Source organism: Paenibacillus sp. NPDC057886 (genome assembly GCF_042796655.1).
Classification (GTDB): domain Bacteria; phylum Bacillota; class Bacilli; order Paenibacillales; family Paenibacillaceae; genus Paenibacillus.
This window is the reverse complement of record NZ_JBHVMZ010000001.1, coordinates 1314611-1335450: the sequence shown is the minus strand read 5'-3', so window position 1 is coordinate 1335450 and position 20840 is coordinate 1314611. Positions and strand designations below refer to the sequence as shown.

The 20840-nt window shown below is 45.3% G+C and carries 20 protein-coding genes; 7 read left to right on the top strand and 13 right to left on the bottom strand.

What is annotated here, in order from left to right; all coding sequences use genetic code 11:
* Positions 1-34 precede the first annotated feature (34 nt).
* The 8 genes from ACFVQB_RS05905 to fba form a co-directional block, all read right to left on the bottom strand.
* Positions 35-991, bottom strand: a complete 957-nt coding sequence (locus tag ACFVQB_RS05905; RefSeq protein WP_379435472.1) for a carbohydrate kinase family protein — start codon at positions 989-991, stop codon at positions 35-37.
* A complete protein-coding gene (gene melA / locus ACFVQB_RS05900; RefSeq protein ID WP_379435469.1) occupies positions 988-2289 on the bottom strand; it encodes an alpha-galactosidase in 1302 nt (433 codons plus the stop codon). The genes ACFVQB_RS05905 and melA overlap by 4 nt, the downstream gene beginning before the upstream one ends.
* Positions 2290-2307: 18 nt before the next feature.
* Entirely contained in the window at positions 2308-3132 is an 825-nt protein-coding gene (locus ACFVQB_RS05895; protein ID WP_379379720.1) for a carbohydrate ABC transporter permease, read from the bottom strand.
* A 21-nt stretch (positions 3133-3153) separates the two neighbouring features.
* On the bottom strand, positions 3154-4089 hold the full coding sequence (locus tag ACFVQB_RS05890; RefSeq protein WP_379435467.1) for a carbohydrate ABC transporter permease: 936 nt from the start codon (positions 4087-4089) through the stop codon (positions 3154-3156).
* 15 nt (positions 4090-4104) lie between these two features.
* Positions 4105-5397 (bottom strand): ABC transporter substrate-binding protein, encoded by a 1293-nt coding sequence (locus ACFVQB_RS05885; RefSeq protein WP_379435464.1) that lies wholly within the window; start codon positions 5395-5397, stop codon positions 4105-4107.
* A 70-nt stretch (positions 5398-5467) separates the two neighbouring features.
* A complete protein-coding gene (locus ACFVQB_RS05880; RefSeq protein WP_379435442.1) occupies positions 5468-6268 on the bottom strand; it encodes a DeoR/GlpR family DNA-binding transcription regulator in 801 nt (266 codons plus the stop codon).
* 184 nt (positions 6269-6452) lie between these two features.
* Positions 6453-7415, bottom strand: a complete 963-nt coding sequence (locus ACFVQB_RS05875) for a 1-phosphofructokinase family hexose kinase (RefSeq protein WP_379435439.1) — start codon at positions 7413-7415, stop codon at positions 6453-6455.
* Complete coding sequence (fba, locus tag ACFVQB_RS05870) at positions 7379-8245, bottom strand: class II fructose-1,6-bisphosphate aldolase (protein WP_379435436.1); 867 nt, start codon at positions 8243-8245, stop codon at positions 7379-7381. Before fba ends, ACFVQB_RS05875 begins: the two co-directional genes overlap by 37 nt.
* 324 nt (positions 8246-8569) lie before the next feature.
* Here fba and ACFVQB_RS05865 point away from each other — a divergent pair, with 324 nt between their 5' ends.
* Both ACFVQB_RS05865 and ACFVQB_RS05860 read left to right on the top strand, forming a co-directional pair.
* Complete coding sequence (locus tag ACFVQB_RS05865; RefSeq protein WP_379435433.1) at positions 8570-9613, top strand: SIS domain-containing protein; 1044 nt, start codon at positions 8570-8572, stop codon at positions 9611-9613.
* Between the two features lie 226 nt (positions 9614-9839).
* The gene (locus ACFVQB_RS05860) at positions 9840-10691 is read left to right on the top strand and encodes an aldo/keto reductase (RefSeq protein ID WP_379435431.1); all 852 of its coding nucleotides are present in this window, start codon (positions 9840-9842) and stop codon (positions 10689-10691) included.
* A 187-nt stretch (positions 10692-10878) separates the two neighbouring features.
* On the opposite strand, the gene ACFVQB_RS05855 is transcribed toward ACFVQB_RS05860, so the two are convergent.
* Positions 10879-11793, bottom strand: coding sequence for an arginase family protein (locus ACFVQB_RS05855; protein WP_379435429.1), 915 nt, complete (start codon positions 11791-11793; stop codon positions 10879-10881).
* Between the two features lie 104 nt (positions 11794-11897).
* On the opposite strand from ACFVQB_RS05855, the gene ACFVQB_RS05850 reads away from it, so the two are divergent.
* On the top strand, positions 11898-12260 hold the full coding sequence (locus ACFVQB_RS05850; RefSeq protein WP_113054774.1) for a winged helix-turn-helix transcriptional regulator: 363 nt from the start codon (positions 11898-11900) through the stop codon (positions 12258-12260).
* The gene (locus ACFVQB_RS05845; protein WP_379435428.1) at positions 12253-12636 is read left to right on the top strand and encodes a winged helix-turn-helix transcriptional regulator; all 384 of its coding nucleotides are present in this window, start codon (positions 12253-12255) and stop codon (positions 12634-12636) included. The genes ACFVQB_RS05850 and ACFVQB_RS05845 overlap by 8 nt, the downstream gene beginning before the upstream one ends.
* 80 nt (positions 12637-12716) lie before the next feature.
* Here the strand turns inward: ACFVQB_RS05845 and ACFVQB_RS05840 are convergent, their stop codons facing one another.
* The 4 genes from ACFVQB_RS05840 to ACFVQB_RS05825 form a co-directional block, all read right to left on the bottom strand.
* The gene (locus ACFVQB_RS05840) at positions 12717-14144 is read right to left on the bottom strand and encodes a hypothetical protein (RefSeq protein ID WP_379435427.1); all 1428 of its coding nucleotides are present in this window, start codon (positions 14142-14144) and stop codon (positions 12717-12719) included.
* A gap of 343 nt (positions 14145-14487) precedes the next feature.
* Positions 14488-15327 carry a formylglycine-generating enzyme family protein gene (locus tag ACFVQB_RS05835; RefSeq protein ID WP_379435426.1) on the bottom strand — a complete coding sequence of 280 codons (840 nt, stop codon included), beginning with the start codon at positions 15325-15327 and terminating at the stop codon, positions 14488-14490.
* Between the two features lie 211 nt (positions 15328-15538).
* Positions 15539-16174, bottom strand: coding sequence for a glycoside hydrolase family 11 protein (locus ACFVQB_RS05830; RefSeq protein WP_072732839.1), 636 nt, complete (start codon positions 16172-16174; stop codon positions 15539-15541).
* Between the two features lie 290 nt (positions 16175-16464).
* Entirely contained in the window at positions 16465-17382 is a 918-nt protein-coding gene (locus ACFVQB_RS05825; RefSeq protein WP_379435425.1) for a hypothetical protein, read from the bottom strand.
* Positions 17383-17620: 238 nt separating this feature from the next.
* Between ACFVQB_RS05825 and ACFVQB_RS05820 the strand changes: the two genes are divergently transcribed.
* From ACFVQB_RS05820 to ACFVQB_RS05810, 3 genes are all read left to right on the top strand, one after another.
* On the top strand, positions 17621-18283 hold the full coding sequence (locus ACFVQB_RS05820) for an MBL fold metallo-hydrolase (RefSeq protein WP_379435424.1): 663 nt from the start codon (positions 17621-17623) through the stop codon (positions 18281-18283).
* A gap of 320 nt (positions 18284-18603) precedes the next feature.
* The gene (locus tag ACFVQB_RS05815) at positions 18604-19443 is read left to right on the top strand and encodes an ArsR/SmtB family transcription factor (protein ID WP_379435423.1); all 840 of its coding nucleotides are present in this window, start codon (positions 18604-18606) and stop codon (positions 19441-19443) included.
* Between the two features lie 40 nt (positions 19444-19483).
* Positions 19484-20746 carry an MFS transporter gene (locus ACFVQB_RS05810; RefSeq protein ID WP_379435422.1) on the top strand — a complete coding sequence of 421 codons (1263 nt, stop codon included), beginning with the start codon at positions 19484-19486 and terminating at the stop codon, positions 20744-20746.
* Positions 20747-20840: the final 94 nt, after the last annotated feature.

Sequence of the window (20840 nt, the reverse complement as noted above, 5' to 3'; positions counted from 1 at the left end):
TGATCCATTTGGTTGTGCACAGTATAATCAGGATTCACTGTTCATGCCCTGCTTGCAAAAGAAGCACAGCCTCCATCGTGGGTAGACTTCCTGTGCCGCCAATGCCAAGTGTGGATAATGCACCGCAAGCATTGGCAAATCGCAGCAGTTTGTCGCTCCGCATCCCGAGCAAGTATCCATATATGATTCCTGCGTTGAAACAATCGCCTGCTCCTGTCGTATCGACAGGGGTCAACGTGTAAGGCCCAGCCGATATTGTGCGCTTGTCCAGCTCGCGCAGTGCAGCACCTTTTGACCCCTGTTTGACTGCTACAACTCCTGCCACGGCAGGAAGCATGGAGTCAAGCACATGGGCTACCCCGTCGGCAGGGAAAATGTGCAGTAATTCATCCTCACTGGGAATAAACAAATCAGTCACCGCCAGTAGTGCACATATGCCCTCGCGGTCCCATTGATTGGATACATCCCAGCCTGTATCAAAAGATGTGCTGATCCCATTTGCCCGCAACCTCAAAAAAAGTTCTGTCCAATGGGGTCTCATTCCATCCTGTAAATAATAGGAACCAAAATGAAGATGTGTGGCCTGCTGCAACAGTGACTCTGGAATATAATCCGGAGTCAACAACGGGATGCTTCCAGCGTACGTTAACAGTCCGCGGTCGACGGGTGTGGAAAGGGATAGGGTCACACCTGTCTTGATGCCCGACAATCGGGTTACATGCTCTGTATTCACGCCCATACGTTGCAATTCAGCGATACAGAACTTTCCGAAATCGTCATCCCCCACAACGCTAACGAATCGCACGTCCGCTCCCAGGCTTGCCAGCGCACAGGCTGTAATTGCTGAAGAGGAACCAAGTACAACCTCGAAGCCATCAACCATTTTCTCCCGATTCCATTCCGGCATCACATCTCTTCCGGATACAATGAAGTCTACATTTAGCTCGCCAGCGATGACAACAACGGGACTTGTTTCCTGTCTCTGCATCATTTCAACACCGGAACAAATCCCTGTTCCGCCTCATACAGTTCATCGAACATGCTTCCGATTTCCTCCAGAGAGCACACGGCAGCAGTTAGCGGGTCCAGCATCAGTGCATGGCGTGCCATTTCCTTGTCACTCCTCCGTACAGCTTCCACAGCCAGGTCAAAAAAAGCCATGTTCGAGCGGCACAATGCAGCCAAATGCTCGGGCAGTCTTCCAAAGCGACAAGGCTGAACGCCTTTCCCGTCAACGAGGCAGGCTACTTCCACCACACCGTCAGGCTGCAAATTTTCAACCAACCCCCGGTTTGGAACGTTACCATAAATGACCTTCGGCTCATTTTTCAATACCGCTTCGATGATAATAGCTGCATATTCATTACTGGATTTCAGTTCAAGTGGTACAGTTCCCTCAAGCTGTGAAACGATCTGCTCATCATTCTCTCTCCGCCAGATCGGCCAGTTGTCAGCGTAGAACCCCGTGGCTCCATTATAACCTGTGCTGCAGTGCTGGTCGATAAGCGATTGGCGTTTGCGGTAATACGGGATATATTCCGAGAAATGGCCGCTCGATTCCGAGACGAAAGCTCCTAGGTATTTCATAGCATCAAAGCGGACCGGGTCTTGCCGCAGCAGCTCAGGACTTTGTATTTTCTCCAATAAAACAGGATACAGATCCCTCCCGGCATGCGACAGCTCCACAAACCAGGACATGTGGTTAATCCCTCCGGCTTTCCATGACATTTCTTCATATGGAACTCCGGCATATTCGGCCAGTTGTGCCGACGTATTTTGGATCGAATGGCATAGTCCCACGACAGGAATGTCCGTAATACGGGAAGTCAGGAGTGTAACCGCAGACATCGGATTGGTATAGTTCAGAATGATGCAGTCTGGGCAGAGCGCTTCAATGTCCCGCACAATTTCCATCCAGCTGGGAAGCGTACGGAGCGTCTTGAACAGTCCTCCTGGTCCCAGCGTATCGCCAATGCACTGCTTTACCCCGTATTTCAAGGGGATTTCATATTCATAATGAACCGTCTCCAACCCGCCCACTTCAATTTGGTTAATCACGAACTGTGAACCGCCAATTACCTCTCTGCGGTCCGTAGAGGCAAGCACTTCCCACGTTTTTCCTGTCATTTCCACGATCTGAAGTACCAGCCTGCGTGCCAACTCAAGCCGACGTTCGTCGATATCCACCAGGGCAATGGTGCCACCCTCCAAGCCTTCAATCAGCAGGATATCCATAGCGATCTCGCGCGTAAATGCACTACCCGCTCCGATAATTGAGATTTTAGTCATCACTTTTCTCCTCACCCGTTATTTCATGCCCGTCATAGCTAGGCCTTTAATAAATTGCTTCTGGAAGATCAGGAACACTATAATAACCGGTATCGTAATCAGTACTGCAGCAGACATGACGACGTTGTAGTTGACCTGATGCGTTCCGTTAAAATAAACCAATGCTAGCGGAACGGTCATTTTGCTCTCATCATTTAATACAATCAATGGCCACAGATAGTTATTCCAGGAGTTCATGAACGTGAATATTCCCAAGGCTGACAGCATGGGCATAATAAGCGGCATAACGATGCGGAGCATCAGCCTGAATTCGCCTGAACCGTCCATCCTTGCTGCTTCCAGCAGCTCCTGTGGAATCTCTTCAATGAATTGTTTAGCCAGAAATACACCGTAGGAACTGACCAGATTGGGCAAAATGATCGCCAGCAAATGGTTAACCAGTCCAAACTCAGCGGTAATCAAATACGTTGGAATCATAATAACCTGAAAGGGAATCATCATGGTTGCCAGAATCAGAATGAACAGCAGTTTCTTGCCTTTAAACTGATGTTTGGCAAATACATATCCGGCCAGAGCACTGGTAAATAAGGTGATTACCGTTATGATGACAGAAGTCACCAGACTGTTCAGCAGCCACGTAACAAACGGCGCCTCGCTAAAAACCGTTCGGTATCCGTCCAGGCTCGGCTTGCTTGGAAACAACCCGCCGGAACCCGAGACGATGTCCATGTTGCTTTTCAGAGATGACAATACCATCCAGGCATAAGGCAAAAGCATAATACAGGCTATGACTGCAAGAACTGCGATAGTGACGCCTTCCCACAGACTTAATTTACGCGGCATCGCCTTCTCCTCCTGTTCTCCTCAATGTTCCCATTGTGTGCGTCCCCATCGCAGTTGCAGCAGCGTCACAAGCAGGATGATCATTAGAAACACGGTTGCCATAGCGGATGCGTACCCCATGTTGGAACTGGAGAATGCCTGTTCATAAATTTGCAGTGACAGCACTCGTGTTTCGTTGAAGGGTCCGCCCTTCGTCATAATCTGAAATTGCGGGAAGGCCTGAAAATAGGACACGACTGTCGTGATCGAAACAAATAGCGTCGTTCTGCGCAGTAAGGGCAGTGTGATGTGAACAAAAACATGCCATCGACCCGCTCCCTCCAGTTTCGCTGCTTCATAATACATATCCGGGATGGAGTCCAATCCGGCAATGAAAAGAACGATATTATAGCCAATATCAGCCCACAAGGTCATCATAATGACGGAGTAGAGCGCATAATGCGGATCACTGAGCCACTGGATCGGGGCCATATGAAGCTTGGCGAGAATCATATTGAACAAGCCGTCATTGTAATTGAACATTGTATTCCATACGATGGCTGTTCCCGCCAGCGGAGCGATCGTGGGAAGAAAGAATACGGTCCGAAACAGATTTTTGAGCCACGGGATGCTGACTCGCTGAATCGCTGAAGCGATCAACAGCGTAATGACAATATTGATCAGTACGGCGATAATTACAAATTTGAAGGTTACCCATAGTGACTTCAGAAATATGGAATCCTGGAACATCCGGATATAGTTCTCCGCCCCAACAAATACCGCGTTAGAGCTGAGCGGGTCATACTTGAATGCGGACAAGCCCAGGCTCCATGCGATGGGAAGGAAAGCAAACACCCCAAACAGAAGCAAGATCGGTACGAGGGAGATGATGATGAACCTTCGTTTTGCCCTGTAAGCTGTTGACTTTACCGCTGGGTTAACCTTTTCCGCCTTGTTGGTAGATATAGCAGTACTCATACCCCAGCACCCCTATCACTTATGTTGATCCTGATTATCATTGATCGTCTGTTCGATATTCGCCAATCCGTCCTCGACACTCTGCTGTCCACTGGCCATCAGCTGGAAATTGTCGTTAACCTGCTTGAAGAAGAAATCCCGGTCTGCTATAGGGCCGATCCATTGACCTAACGCCAATATGTCCAGCGAAGGCTTCAGATGGGGATTGTTCTTCAGGAATTCCGGGTTTTCAGCAATTTCTTTTTTGGCTGGAACGGTAAAAGTGTCCGTATTCCATGACGAGAGGTTGTCCTTCTCCGAGATGAATTGAATGAAATCAAGCGCGGCCTCCTGCTGTTTGCTTTTCTTGGACACCGCAAGCCCCCAACCGGATTCGGCAGCAAAAACGGGTGGATTCTCTGTAAAGGAAGGCACCGATACGTACTCAAAATCATCAACCTTATAGTTGTTCTGTCCCGCAGCAATCGTCCAGGGGCCGCGGTAGGTCATGGCCGATTTTCCCTGAAAAAAATAGTCAGAGGTATCCAGCTCACCGCCGAACGTAGTTAAATCCGCAACTTTGTCATTGGCCACGAGCGAGACCAAGGTGGACATCGCTTTCTGCGCCTCCGGCGTGTGAAAATTAACATGTCCGTCTTCACCCATAAAACTTGCACCTTGCTGCAAAATAAGGGATAGGAAAGTGAATGTAATATTGTCTGCCGATACAAAATCGAAGCCTTTGACTTTGATGATATCGCTTTCACGTACGGTTAGTTTTTTGGCGTAATCCACAAGTTCTGTCCAGTTGGAGGGTGGATGATCCAAGCCTTGTTCTTTGAGCATTTGCGGGTGAATCAACATGCCGCCATTCTCAATGTTGTACTCAAGTGGCAGTCCGTATAGCTTGTTATCTCGCAAATATCCCCCAAGGGGAGCATCATAGTACTCTTTTTTTACATTTTCACTATCAGGGATTTCGACAAGCAGATCGTTCTTGGAATATTCGGGCACCCACGTGCCAAAAAATTCGGCAATATCGGGTGGTTTCTTCGCGGAGAATGAGGCTTTCAGCTTCTGGCTGTATACATCATATGGAAAGGTCTGATACTCGATCGTTACATCGGGGTGTAAAGTCTGGTATTTGGATATTAATTTCTTGTATGCGCCCACAATGGCGTCTTCCTGATGACTCCAAAAAACCAGATTCACCTTGCCTTGCGGGTCTGCGGATGTATCGCCGCCTGAAGAGGAGGAGCTGGAACAGCCCGCTTCAGCGAATACAACACAAACCATCGCAATGATCAGCATAAACTTGGAAAAATGCATTCGCATATCCTCCCTTGTCCTGCAAATTAGCCAGCATATGAAGGGAAGGGCGTTTGAGGATTACGCGTATTTATATAGAAGCAATGTGCTCTGTAGTTGTATGTATGGCAATCTGATGCTCCCGGCACGCCTGCTCAAACCATCCTTCCGGCTGTTTATTCGTAATTACCCCTGTCACCTGAGTTAAGGGAGCAATCGTAAACAAAGCACTTTTCTCAATCTTGCTTTGATCGAATACAGCATAAACTTCGCTGGAACGTTCCATTGTTAATTGGGCAATACGAGCTTCAAGCTCGGAATGCATCGTAAAGCCGAAATTCTGCGTTACTCCGTCCACCCCGAGAAACATTTTCGTAATGTTAATTTTATCAATCACACTTTCTGCCAGCGGACCGCATAACTCGTAGCTTTTAGACCGCATAACGCCGCCAATGACGACGACCTGAATATCTTCGGCATCAGCCAATTCATAAGCAATATTGACAGCGTTGGTGACAATGGTAATATTACGGTGCTTTTTGAGTGCTTTCGCAATAAAGAACGTCGTTGTACCTCCCGTCAGGCAGATGATGTCCCCCTCTTTTACAAGGGCAGCGGCCGTGGCGGCGATCCGTTCCTTATCCATCCGTCTGAAATCGCGTTTTGCTGCAAAAGGCAGCTCCGATACCGTCGACGTCAGACTCCCTTCATAAATGGCTCCCCCGTTTGTTCGAATAATCTCGCCCGCTTTTTCAAGTACGTCCAAATCCCGTCTTGCGGTTGCTTCCGAGCAGCCAACTGTTTGGACAATCTCTTGCAGCGATATTTTCCCATGCGATTTAATCAGTTCCAATGTTTGTGCTCTGCGCAGTTCACCCTTTGAATATTGCATAATTCTCTCCTTTAATATGTCTGGGCCAGCATGATATCCGTTAACTTCAGCCCGTGCTAGCTCTATTGTGTAGGATGAAAGGATGGATTGCAATATGTCGACGTGAACTGCATCCCATAAGAAAAGCATCTCTCTAACGGTTATTCATGAGGGATAAGAGGCTGATTTTCCAAACCTTCAACCATCATAAAGGTATAATTTGCACCCGATGTTCGTACTCCTCAAAGAGAACATAGTCGATGTCACCCGCTTTGGAAGACATTGCATTCGCAGCGGCAGCCGCGATAGCCGTACGCAGTTTGGACTCGGGCGATTCGCCGCGCTCTCCTGCATATGCCATGCCGGCAACAAAGGAGTCTCCGCAACCTACCGTATTCACAGGCTGAATGGATGGCGGCTTCGCCAGATATGCTTTTCCGTTTAAAATAGCCAGAGCACCGTCACTGCCGAGTGTTATGCACACTTCGTCAATGCCTTGATGCGCCAACCTGTGCGCTGCACGGGCCCATCCGTTAACGTCTTTCGGCTTTTGCCCCAGCCATTCGGCCAGTTCCAGCTCATTTGGCTTCACGAAATGGGGCGTTGCACTCAGCCCAATACTGAAACTTGTTCCACCTGTATCCAGAAAGGCTCTCGTGCCTACTGAACGGACAATACAAATCAATTCTGCGTACAATGTGTCCGGTGCACCTGGGGGTAAACTTCCAGATATAACAACTGTACTGGACTGGGTTGCGAGCTCCTGTACTTTTTTCTTGATTGCTTCAACTTCAACTTCTGACATGATTGGACCCTGCCCAAGCAGCTCGGTAGAGCTACCACTGGAATCGTCCACAATGTTAAGGCAGACTCGTGAGTCTCCAGCTGATTGGATAAAAGAAGTCCGTATCCCTCGTTCAGTCAGACTGCTCTCAATAAATACACCATTATTGCCACCAATAATACCTGTGGCTGTAACCTGACCGCCGAGCTGCCGAATCACCTTGGCTACGTTATTACCTTTGCCGCCCGGCTCATTAACCTGCCTTGTCACCCGATGCACTTGGCCTACGCCAAACCTGTCAACATACAATGTCCGGTCGATGGCCGCATGGAGTGTGACTGTGGTAATCATCGGACTACGCCGGCTTTGCCAGTGCTTCCGCATAACCGTATTTTCTCCATGGCAAGCCGTTTAACCGCTTCCTTCGCCGGAGCCATGTATTTGCGTGGATCATTCTCTTCCGGATGGATTACAAATACATCTTTGATCGCTTCGGAAAAAGCAATACGCAGCTCTGTGGCTATGTTTACCTTGGACATCCCCAGTGCAACCGCCCGATGAATCTGTTCAGCTGGAATGCCCGAACCACCGTGCAGCACCAAAGGAACCGATACTCGATTCGCAATGGTTTCAATTCGTTCAAAATCTATGTTCGGCTGTCCCTTATAAATACCGTGTGCGGTTCCGATTGCTGGAGCGAGTGTAGTTACGCCGGTACGTTCTACAAACTGCACGCAATCTTCAGGATCAGCCAGGGAAGCATGCTGTTCCTCGACGACAATATCGTCCTCAACGCCGCCGACCTTGCCAAGCTCCGCCTCCACGTTCACGCCAGATGCCTGGGCAACCTCCATCACTTTACGGGTTAGGTTCACGTTTTCTTCAAAAGGGTACATGGATGCATCGATCATAACGGAGGTATAGCCTGCTCGTATGCATCGGATAATCGTCGAAAAATCAGTGCAGTGATCCAAATGAAGTGCGATGGGGATATCCGTCAAGTCCGCTGCGGTTTTGGCCGCATGGGCAATGTACTCCGGACCCAAGTGGTTGACTGTGCCCACCGTGGTTTGAATAATGAGCGGTGATTCGGTTTCCACAGCCGCTTCAACGACAGCCTGAAGCATCTCCAGGGTATGAACGTTAAATGCAGCGATGGCGTATTGGTCCCTGCGAGCTGTTTGCAGCATTTCAGTGGACGAGATCAGTGGCATATCCATTCCCCCTCTTAAGGTTTCGTCGCTCCCTGCTTCAAGAATTCAAATTAAGATCCTCTATCAGGTTACATAGCGACGATTTGATCAATCCTGCACCTCCCTTCACGGGTCAGATGAACTTGGAAACATTTGATAATTTCTAGCATGTGATCATAATAATCTTTTTAATTGATTAAATCAATCATTATTTTGGAAAACTATTGCAATTTAGTGAGTTATAAAGGCATAATTATGATTAACACAATCATTTAACCCTATTTTTGATCGAAAAGGTCATAATAATGAAGTTATCAATCTAAATCATTCCCGGGAGGTATTTTTATGAGTTTGACGTATCGTGAAGTAAAAGAACAATATAAGGCCTTGCAGCAGACCTACAACTATTTACTGGCCAAGCGCACGGAATTTACTGCCTTTGTCCAAGCTCAAGCGATTACCTCCGTTACCTTTGTTGGCGCCGGGTCTAGCTACTGCTTGAGCGAAGCGGCCGCTTTTTCCTTCCGTTTGCGTGCTGGCCTGCCTGCAATGTCACTTGCAGCTGGTGATCTCATGCTCCATGCAGACCGCTATCGTCCTATGCTGGAGGGTAGCCTGATCATAGCGCCGTCACGATCTGGCAGCACGAGTGAGGTGGTTGAAGCGCTGCGTTTACTCCAGTCTGACCAACGTATTCCTTTATTAACGATTTCTTGTGTAACGGACTCACCGTTATCTAAAAGCGCCGATTTCCCTCTGGAACTGCCCTGGGCTTTCGATCATAGCGTTTGCCAGACCCGTACAGTAACCAATCTGTATGCAGCCAATCTCCTGCTTGCCGCTTTTCTTGCTGGTGATGAGGAGCTGATTATCGATATGCAGGAAGCGATTCATCAAGGTGAAGCCTACATGGCACGTGTAGAGGACAGCATCCGCCGTGTCTCCGACTTCAACTGGACAAACGCAGTCCTGCTTGCAGACGGTGAACTACAAGGGCTGGCAGCCGAGGGTGCCATCGCTCTGACCGAAATTGCCAAGACACAAGCCCACGCATACCATCTTCTTGACGTTCGGCACGGGCCGATGGTCACCGTTAGTTCGGATACTTTAGTAATCGCTGCCTTGTCGGACAGTGGTATTGAGCATCAGTGCAATTTGATGAGGGATATTAAGGAGCGTGGAGCCACCATTATTACGTTTGCCGATCGGGAGATGGGCATCCCGCAGGAATTCATCGACCTTGAGATCACAACTAGTCGTCCGCTTAATACAGCGGTGCGGGGTATCCCTTTCATTTTCGTCTCGCAAATCGCTGCTCTTGCCAATGCCGAACGCCATGGTATTAATCCGGATCAACCCGATGGGTTGGTGGCCTGGGTCAAGCTGTAACAAGAAAGGTTAGTTCTTTCGATCCACTTGGACCGTTGGAAAAGGGAACATTTTTAAGAAAAATCCAAAGACTTCTATTCGAGGCAGAATAGAAGTCTTTTACTTGAAGGTCAAGATTTAATTTCATACGTCCTGTGAGATAATTAGGCAAACATTTGATATGAATGATATAACGTTAGATTTATGATTTGGTACATAATAAATATATTCAAAGGAGGGCTTTGACATGGATAAAGTAATACTTAACAATGGTGTAGAGATGCCCATTATGGGTTTTGGCGTTTTTCAAATTGCAGATCAAAATGAATGCGAACAAAGCGTTTACGATGCCATTATGGCAGGATATCGCCTGATTGATACAGCTGCCTCATATCTGAATGAAGAAGCCGTTGGTCGAGCCATTAAACGAAGTGGTGTGGCAAGAGAAGAGTTATTTATTACTACGAAGCTTTGGGTTCAGGATACGGGTTATGAAAACACTAAAAAAGCATTCGAGAAATCTCTGGAACGCTTGCAATTGGATGTGTTGGATCTGTATTTGATTCACCAGCCTTTTGGCGATGTGTACGGCTCTTGGCGCGCTATGGAGGAATTGTATCGTGAAGGAAAGATCCGTGCTATTGGGGTTAGTAACTTCCAGATGGATCGTCTGATCGATTTAATCATTCATAATGAGGTAGTTCCTGCGGTAAACCAAGTTGAAACACACCCTTTCAATCAACAAATCGAGAGTGCTGCATTTATGAAAGAGAATCATGTTCAGATTCAATCCTGGGCGCCTTTTGCAGAAGGGAAAAATAATCTGTTCCAGAATGAAGTATTGGTATCCATCGCGGAAAAAGTTAATAAATCCGTTGCTCAGGTCGTTTTACGCTGGTTGACACAAAGAGAAGTCGTTGTCATTCCGAAGTCTGTTCGTAAAGAAAGAATTGTTGAGAACTTCAATATCTTTGACTTTGAATTAAGCCAAAATGATATGGAATCAATTACTGCATTAGATACAAAACAGAGTCTGTTCTTTTCTCATAACGATCCAGAAATGGTGAAATGGCTTGGCACACGCAAACTTGATATCTGACCCCTCGGGTGATCATTAAGTTCCTTTCCAGCACAGAGGTATGAAAGAGCCATATTCTATTTGGCTTCCCATACCTGTGGGCAATTTGGAAAATAACCAAAAAGAGCCGTAGTAATCTACGGCTCTTTTTGATTTGCTGGAGGTAAATCAGTTATTGTTCAACGATGATTTCTTCTCGTATACAACTTTATTGATTTAAAATAGGTATTTCCCCCAGCATATTTTTCAAATGAATTGAATCCCATGGCATATGCTCGGTTATACCCAATCCCACGACATCTGTTTCTTCCGATAATTCTTTGAGCAGCTGAAGAAGCTGAGGAATTTGCAAGGATCCCGCAGGAGAAAAAGTATACGGTCCTTCAGGATTCGCGAATAATAAAGAACGAAAGGCCTTAGGATCGAGCACATCTAGATCAAGGTGAATAGCCAGATGCTTAATGCCGCTTTCTTTAATCCACTCTTTGATGGATGCTGTACTTTTCGTTAATTCTTCGGCTCCGGCAGTTTTAATGCCAAGTCTTTGAATCATTTCTGTATCTGATTCTGCAGTCGTTATACCCAATCTTTCAAATGCTTCTGAGATTACTTCGCCTTCCTCTTCTGTAGGTGTTGCCAATCCCGCAATAAAGACATTTTCAGGTTTTAGAGGGATTTTCACATGTTTTGCAAACTCCTCATCTCCTTCTCCCAAAAGGTTTCCCAGAGGTAGCGTATGTCCGTTATCATAACCCACGTAACCAACCAAATCACTGTGCGCATCAATCCAGATCAAGCCCAATTCTCCATTATACCGTTCGTTTAAATAGGCAAACGGTGCTTGTTCAACCAAGCAATCCCCACCAAACATGACGATGCGATCCGGCTTATGAGCATGAATAATATGCTGGGCTGCTTCCAGTTGTTCAATGAGCTGTTTTCTCCCATTTACACCATTCTCGTTCTCCAGTGGAGTTCCATCATATGCTTGTACAGGAATTTGAATCAGTGGTTGATCATTATCAGGAGCCAGCCAGGCAAGCAGTTCTGCCCCAAAAGAGTAGTTAGGATTGTTTCCGCCCTGCCATTGTGGCATTAACAGACGTATTGTTTTTTGATTCATGTTTTATCTCCTTTACTTCAAAGTAAGGTTAGTATAAACTGAACGCAAATCAAAAAGTAGTACGCACTATTATGACAGGTACTACCCGAAAGGATAGCATAAATATGAGCATGGCTGAATATCAAGGTAAGGTTAAACATATTCAAGATACGCCTTTTGGCTACACCTTGTCTGTCATTGGCGGCAAATGGAAGATGGTCATCATTTATCTTTTGGCAGAAAACCAACCGGTACGCTTTAATGAACTGAAAAGACAAATTGGAGCGATTACGTTTAAAACCTTGAGTTCACAACTAAAAGAATTGGAAGCGGATGGTATGGTCGAACGGAAAGAGTATCCTCAAGTCCCTCCTAAAGTCGAGTACAGTCTGACCAATAAAGCGGAAACGTTATTGCCCGTTCTGGAAGGTTTATGTGAGTGGGGAGTACAAAATCAAAGTGAAAGAGATGTGTTGGAGGATGATTAACTTTAGAGATAAAACCTATCGCTGTACATCGGAAATTGTCATGAGCTTACTTAGCGGCAAATGGAAAATTTCTATACTCAATCACTTAACTAAAGGTCCCATTCGATTTAATGAGCTACAGCGACTTCTTCCTGACGCAACCCAACGCATGATTACGATGCAGCTCAGAATGCTTGAAAGTGACGGTCTGATTATTCGTAAGGTCTATCCGGTTGCACCGCCAAAAGTAGAATATTATTTGTCCGATCTGGGCGAGGAACTGGCCCCCATGCTTCAGATGTTGTGCAAGTTTGGCACGACTTATATCGAGAAGTTCCCCGACGAAGTATCTTGCGACAATGATGACTCTCGCCGTGACATCGCTAATGTAAATTAGAGTAGTCGTAATTTGACGGCAGCAGCTGTGTACGAATACGCTGCCGCCGTCATATCATCTGTCACGAATGGTTTAAGGCATTACAAAACCAGAAATTGCGTTCCATACCCCTTCCCGGAAACCAAAGCTGCTTCCAGCTCCTCTTGATCTCCTTTGCCCAATAACACCACATTTTCAGGATACAGCTTGCCTAACAAAGCCCACTGTACAAGTTCATTCCCACCTGTTGAAATGAAATGGACTCCAGCGTCCGTATTTGTCACCAATCCGGGATGCGACAGAATGTCTGCTACCTGATGAATGCTCGTCGATGGTCGCTCCACGGCAGCATCCTTGGAATGGCTGTTCTTTTCAGGCCGATATGAAAATCGATGCCCCCTAAAGAGCTGACCGAGATCTACAGTAGATGCATTACCTTCCCTCTCGAAACTGAAACGCACGGTTGTTCGATCTGACTCTGTGTTCGGAAGCAGCCGTGCGATGGATGGAAGATCACTGTGATCTTCTGAAATGTGAAGGTGATCCTTGCTACCCGGTATACCCGCTCCTGCTTCGTCGCGTGGTGCAGCATAATAATCGTCATATTCATATTCGAATGAGATGGCAACTATATCTTGTGTATCTTCAATCTCAATGGTTTGTACCGGATGCCACTTCAGAAGATAACGCGCAGCCGTGCCAGCCGACTCTCCCAAGCCAGCGGGCAATACGGTTCCTAGAGAATATTGAAAACCGTAACCAGCAGAGGTCAAACCCGAGCTAACGACACTCTGTGCATATTGAACAATCGCCTTGTGAGTTAATTCCTTGCCGAGCAATTGAGTTAAAAAGATCTTACGGGCAGGCTCCAGAAAACGTAATCCTTTGAATTGCGTGTGTTCCTTGACTTCAAAGGGTACTTGTTCCCAATTGGCAAAGGGAAGTAATGCATCCCGCAGCAATACAAATTGGTGCAAGTATTCATTATATAGCTGCATAACTTTTGGTCCCCCAGCGGGTCCCCAAACCTGAGCAATAGCTTCCGGTATCAGGGTATGACCGTAGCAATGACTTCTAAATTCCAGCTCTCCAAGAGTTTCCGGCCCATATTGCGCCAGTGCCCTCTTTTCAGAATTAATCTCTCGTGCCCAGAGAACCAATTGTTCACCAATGCGTGCAGCCTGTGCCGTAATTTCAACACCCGCTTTATCCTTCAAAGCCAAAGGTCCAAGCGGTAGTGATGAAAGATCACCGGAGATTGCCAAATTGGCCTGAAGGCTGTCCAATAACACCGAAGGATTACCGTCTATCGGTTCGCCAAGCTGAACCAGTATGGCTTCAAGTAGTTTATCCAGCTCTATGACGACCTCTTTTGCTCTATATATGCCGTCAGGCAATTTCCAATCCAAAGCCGCATTCTCGCCTGTTCTAATCGAGTCCTGTGGATATGTGCCAATGAGAGACTCCACATCTATTGCGTTTCCCCATTCGATACGTTTATCTTTCAAGTGAAGTTGATACGCTGGCATTTATTCCACCCCTTCAGTACGATTTTTATATTGAATGACAATTCAACTTGCCCTTCGAATGTTAGATTATCAGGTGTCCTGATCGTTGAATAGTACGCACTTTTTTGTGTGATCCGATCATTTTTGTGTCGTAGGATACTTTTTGATCCTGCAAAATAAAGGTTCAAATTGTACGACAATGCATCAAGTTTCCGATCCTGTGCATTAGAATGAAATACAAGCATTTCAAAAAAGAGATGCCCTGGCTAATCTGCATTAGCGTGGACATCTCTTTATGTTCAACGACCTACTTTGCAGCATATGAGGCCGTCTTAAACTATTTGGGTACTCTACCACCTTTCGACTATTCTCCGCGAACAACACGAAAACCCTGATCGGGACCAAAACCATTTGCATCAAATTTTCCTCGAAAAGCGATCTCGTTATTGTTGACACCGCCGATCCAGCCTCCGCCTTTTACAACCCGAAATGAAGCAATTTGGCTCTCAGCATCGCTGTACCAGTCCCAGCACCATTCTCTTACATTGCCAGACATATCGTAAATTCCAAGCTCGTTGGGCTTTTGGGTACCAATCGATTTGGTCTTGTTTTTGTTGCTCTCTATGGCAGGCCAGTTCCAGTCTCCAGTTAAGATTTTGTCCCCGGCGTTCTTCCAATACCATGCGACTTCGTCGGCGTTGTTGCTGCCGCTGTATGTGTTATTCTTGCTCTCCTGACCTCCGCTTGCGGCATATTCCCATTCCGCTTCTGTAGGCAGTCGGTAACCGTTAGTTCCCTCATTAATCGTTACTGTCCATTTTATATTATCGTTATCATTCTTATTATTCAGGTCTTGGGTATCCTTATCGATGTTGTAATGCGGCTTCAAGCCCTCTTGTATACTTCTTTGATTGCAATACTCTACCGCGTCATACCAACTGACCATTTCTACTGGTAATTGATCTCCTTTGAATCCGGAGGGGTTATTTCCCATCACATCTTCCCACTCTTTTTGAGTTACCTCATACTTCCCGATATAAAAGTTCGACAGAGTCACTTTTCTTCCAGCAAAATTGGACTTATTGTTTTTAAACGTTCCACCTTGCACGAATACAAGGTTATCCTTCGGTTCGGGTTTATCCGGCGAACAAGCACTAATCACTAGGATTGCTGCTATTAAAAAGAACATTAATAGCTTTCTCATTGAACGATCTCCTTTAAGCTAATGGGAAAATAATTGGCTATGATACCTGCCATTCGCATCCGGCAACGTCGAAGACCGTTTGTCGTTTGTCTGACTGAAACGGCCTTCAACATATCCGGAATGATGGTAGAACTGAGGAAAAAAACATTGAGCCTGTCCCTAATGTATAAAAATCTGATTTACTTTCATTAAACGGATCATCGTGGATTTCTTACCACACCGTTACGTTGGAACTTCCACTGCTTTGATATCCTTCTGTCGCTAACACCTGGTATGACCAACTGCTACCCAGATTCATTCCTTTGCTTGCCCATGCGTTCACATGGTTGCTGAACGTAATAGCGGAGTTAACCCCGGTCGCTCTCTTCGACTGTCTTACGCTCCAGTACTGGGCAAAGGTTTGTGTACCATCAATGGAAGGTGCATTATATCGCATCGTTGTATAGATGTCATAGGTTCCTCCGTCACTGGTGACAGTACCTTTAAACGTTCCTGTTGGTCGGTATGTGCCCCAACTATCTACAACGTAATATTCAATGAGTGCATTTCTTGTCCACCCGTAGAGTGTCAAATAGCCATTGCCGGATGGAGACCAAACCCCAGCATTATAGTTAATTGTCCGGTTTGGAGATCCAACATTCCAGCCTTTACCAACAACAAAATTCCCCGTATTTTGCCATGTCACACTGTAATTTCCGCCCGATCCATTCACAGCATTAACCGTACCGCCGCCATCGGTCCAATTCTGCCAATAATCTGTCGCTGCACTTGAGGTTGCTGCAAACACGCCAAAACTCATGGAAGCCGCAAGAATGACCGTCAACATTTTTTTGCTAAATTTAAACATACTCTACCTCCCAATATGATTGTATTTGCCCTATCGACTGCTTTCGTCTGATTCTCGGTTGAAGTTCTCAATTACCAATTGATGCAATTCTTTTTTTACTTTAACCTCCTTTCTGACTAAATTATAGAATGATAGCGTTTACATAAAAACCTGACAAACTAAAGAATAATCTCTAATATGTTTAGTTTTGTTCTGCTTTCCTTCTAAAAATCGACTTGTACCTACAAGAAAACAAATATGCAAAAAGCCGCCCAGAAGGGCGGCTGAGAAATAAATGCTATGCTTAGAAATTATCTAATTCTCTCAACTTCTACTGCGTCATCTGTACCCTCAACCCACATATAATAGCGTGTTTTATCTTTATATATGCGTACTTTCGGATACAACGAATATGATTGTAGGCTAAAAAAATTTGGCTCTACTTGCATCCATATTTCACCATTTGCAAGTTGATAACTATTCCTTATACTGTATCCATCAAAGTATTCCATCTCAGTATCTACATAATCAGTCACATTGTTCCGCAGATAATCTAAATAGGTGCTAAGGGGATCCAATTTATTTATTTCTTCATTTAACTTTGAGAATGGAACCTTTATATCTATAAATCCCTCTGACAATTCTGCAACTTGAGAGGGATAAAATCGAATAACTATACCATTATCGTAGTAATAAAATGGTGAGGAAGAGTTTATCGGAATATCATATATGCTCTTTTCATAAATTGTAATTCCCTTGTTATACTTGAGCTGAAGGTTATGAGATAAAACAGACACAAGATTGGCCTTTTTTTGATCAGAATCTACTACATCGTATAATGTAATTCGGTTACCTGTTGCAAGATCAAAATTATAAATAATTGATACATATGTTCCGATATTGTCATCGCTGTAATTGAGTCCATCTGTGTAAACTACAGATAATATTTTATTATTATTGTACATTGTTTTCACGCTCGTTTTGTACCAAGCTGCACTATTATTCTGTTGGATAGCCTTATTGCCATTAGCTACTTTTACTGTATGTTCCTTTAAAGTATAATTTATTTTTTTACTAACTATTGCATTTCCACCACTAATTTGAACATACGGTTGACCTTTATAGGTATGTACAGCGGTTTTAACTGTTGTTGAAGCTTCTGTTGAATTTGATGAGAATAATACGTAACTCGTTAAGAATAACAGTATTGCCAAGCTTAATTTCTTCACTATAGACCCTGCACCTCCAACATTTCTGTACCATCTGTGTAAGTTATATGATATTCCCTCCTTATTTTTTATTTTACCACTAATATTATTTTTGAAGAAACTTTCTACTATCTCAACATATCATTTTAAAACTTTTTTAAGAAGTTATATCCTTACCCCCTTTTCTATCCCCGTATCCTTTTACGAAGTTGATTCGTTTACAAAGAGATACTATTTCTTTCTACGGAGGACTAATATTATGGAAATTTCAAAGGGAGTCGAAATGCTTCATCTGGACTATCATGGGAATGTGATACACCCTATCCTTTTAAAGGATCATGAAATGACTTTTCTAATAGACACTGGTTTTCCAGGTCAATTCGAGGATTTATGTGTGGCAATGGAAAAGGCTGGCGTCTCGTTAGACAAACTAAATGCGGTGATTTTGACCCATCAGGATGTCGATCATATAGGGAATCTTTCGGAGATTTTGCAGGCGCGTGGTAATGCTATTAAAGTATATGCACACGAACTGGATAAGCCTTACATCCAAGGGGAACTGCCTCTTATAAAAGATAGTCACCTGGAGAATCCCCCGAAGGGCACAGTGAACAATACCTTAATAGATGGCCAGGAACTGCCGTTTTGCGGCGGGATTCGCGTTATTCACACGCCTGGACATACACCTGGTCATATCAGTCTTTATTTGAAGGAAAGTAAAACTCTCATTGCAGGAGACTCCATGTACAGTGTAGACGGTATGCTTGGTGGAATTCACGCCCCGACCACACCGGATATGAATGCAGCAAAGCTCTCGTTGAGAAAGTATACATATCTTGACCTTACATCCGTGGTTTGTTACCACGGGGGATTGAGTGATGTCAATGTGAAAGATCAGATAGCAGAACTCATCCAAGATTAGAAATTTCAATATACTCTTTTGGACAGTATTAATCGGTTATTTTAAAACCGGTCTGTTCATTTTGCTGTCAGTATAAATTCATTAAGACGATTCTTCAGGTGCTCGCCACCCGTGGAACGTCTTTTTTCGTTGAAGAGAATAAGTAAATCATCATTGGACATTTTTGTTGCAAACCCATAATTGTTCGTATACAATAAAACAAATTAGTTGTTCTATAAATATAGAACAAGAAAGACGAGGGGAAAATTCGAGCTATGAACTACAAAGTGGAAGTTGATTTCGCGCCAATTTATGAATGTGTAAGTAGCCTGACGGTTTTCATGAGCAAACAGAATCATAATGCTCTGGATGCTGGAAAACTATGGGTTAAAGAAGTACAGGATCGGTTCGCACCTGCCAAACTGCAACAAATGCGGGAGACGATGAAACTTGTAGATGATTTTAGCCTTGCACCTTATATCTGGAGTTGTCCTGGTGAACGCTCAGTGAGTGGTTTTTTGGATTGGCTTGAAGACCTAACCACAGGCCAACTATATGACATCGCTGCTAATGTGAAGTTGTCCGTTCCCTCCAATCTCCCGGAACTGCGAAGCCGGACATCCGAAGCACTGCGTGAATGGGATGCCCACTATTTCAGTCAAATCGATTCGGCGATTATCGAAGGCCTCGCCTTAGAAGCTGAAACCAGACGGTCTAGTTTAAACGGAACCAATGACCTTGAGGTCTACGAACAGGCCACGGAGGGTATGCGTCTATACTCCACCCCTCTGCTCAAACAAGTGATTCTAATTCCTCAATATCACGCCCGTCCGTTTGTCACCTCAGCAATCTTTGATGAAGTGATTTTCACTAGTTACTCTGCCGATATTCTCCCACCAGCAACGGGTCGGCCTGAACATCGGTTGTTGCGTCTAACACGAGCATTGTCCGACGAAACGAGATTATACATCCTCCGCCTGTTGGCTGGAAGGCAGTTAACATTCACTGAGATCGTTAGCGAGGTTAAACTTTCTAAGAGCACAGTGCACTACCACCTGATTTCATTGAGGGCAGCGGGGCTTGTCATCGTGCATTATAACCAGAAAACTACCTCTTACAGCTTGCGTCTGGAAGCTCTCAACAAGCTTTCGGAACAGATTTCAGCTTATATCGAAGAATGATTATAAGGTCCCTTTAACCCACGCATACGGAGGAACTCTCATGCTTAAGCGCAGTTATTATGGTTTATTAGCTACTGTCACTCTGAGTTCATTTGGTGACGTATTTGGTCTTCTGGCTATGGAATGGCTTGTCTATGAAATAACTGCATCTAAGATGGCCATGGGTGCGATGGCACTAAGCTTTACTATTCCAGAAGTGGTCTTTCGGTTGCTCGGTTCGCCGTTGTCCGATCGGTTACACCGAGGGCGGTTCATGGCAGTGCTAGCTGCTGTTAGGTTACTTACGCTCTTATTACCGCTGAGTCTGGGACTCGCAGGCCACTTGCAATTATGGCACCTTTTTCTGGCCGCAGGGCTGAGCGGGGCATGTTCAGCCCTATTCATGCCCACGGCAATGGCAATTGTTCCGGGAGTATCAGATGAACGCAAACTGGTGCGTGCATTCGCGGTGATCGACGGCTGCCGTAATGCAGCTGCCTTGTTAGGGCCAGCCTTGGCCGGAGCTCTTACTGCCGCCGCCGGGGCGTTGCCAACGCTTGGCATCAACGCTGTTTGTTACACCGCCGCCATTGCCACGTTGCTCTATCTACCCACAATGCAGAAGCCGGTAGCAGCAAAGGCCTCCTTTTCAATTAAAGCTTATATCAGAGATATTCATGAAGGTTTCTCCTTTTATCGTAGTTTCCCGGCTATGCTCTCGATTATGGGAATGGTTTCGATCAGCAACATGTCTTCTGTGGCCATCTGGACCATGATGATTCCTTTTGTTCGTGAAGTGTTAGATCGGGATGCCGCTGCTATGGGCACACTCACCACTGCTTCGGCATGTGGCACATTAGTGGGACTAGTGATCATCTCATGGATGGGTGAAATCAAAAGACGACGTACAGTCATGCTTTGCAGTCTGGCGGTCATCGGGCTTTTTAATGCCTTACTGGGCCTATTCCCGAGTTACCCGTTTGCGCTCGTTGCCTTATGTGCCGCTGGAGCAGCAGGACCTTTCTTTGGTTCTCTCAGTTCATCTTTGCATGGTACGCTTGTCCCTGGACCTCTGCAAGGCCGAGTCAACTCAATACGATTCCTAATTGGTGGCGGACTGCAGCCTGTAGGTGCTTTTGCAGGTGCAGCGGTTGCAGAACTCTATGGTATCCCTTTCTTATTCTTGTCCTTGGGTCTTCTTCCCTTGCTTTGTTCGGCCGCCGCAGCATTCCTTCCAAATCTGAAAAATCTAGATGGTGATTTATCTACTTTACAGAATAGAACACAATTTAATTCTCATAACAAGGTAACTAACACATTATAGGAACATCATTTTTTAAAAGAAGTGAATCTCTGGATTAGTTGTGTGTATCCGCTTTAGCTGACTTTTAATCTGCAAACCGGATACACACCGCATA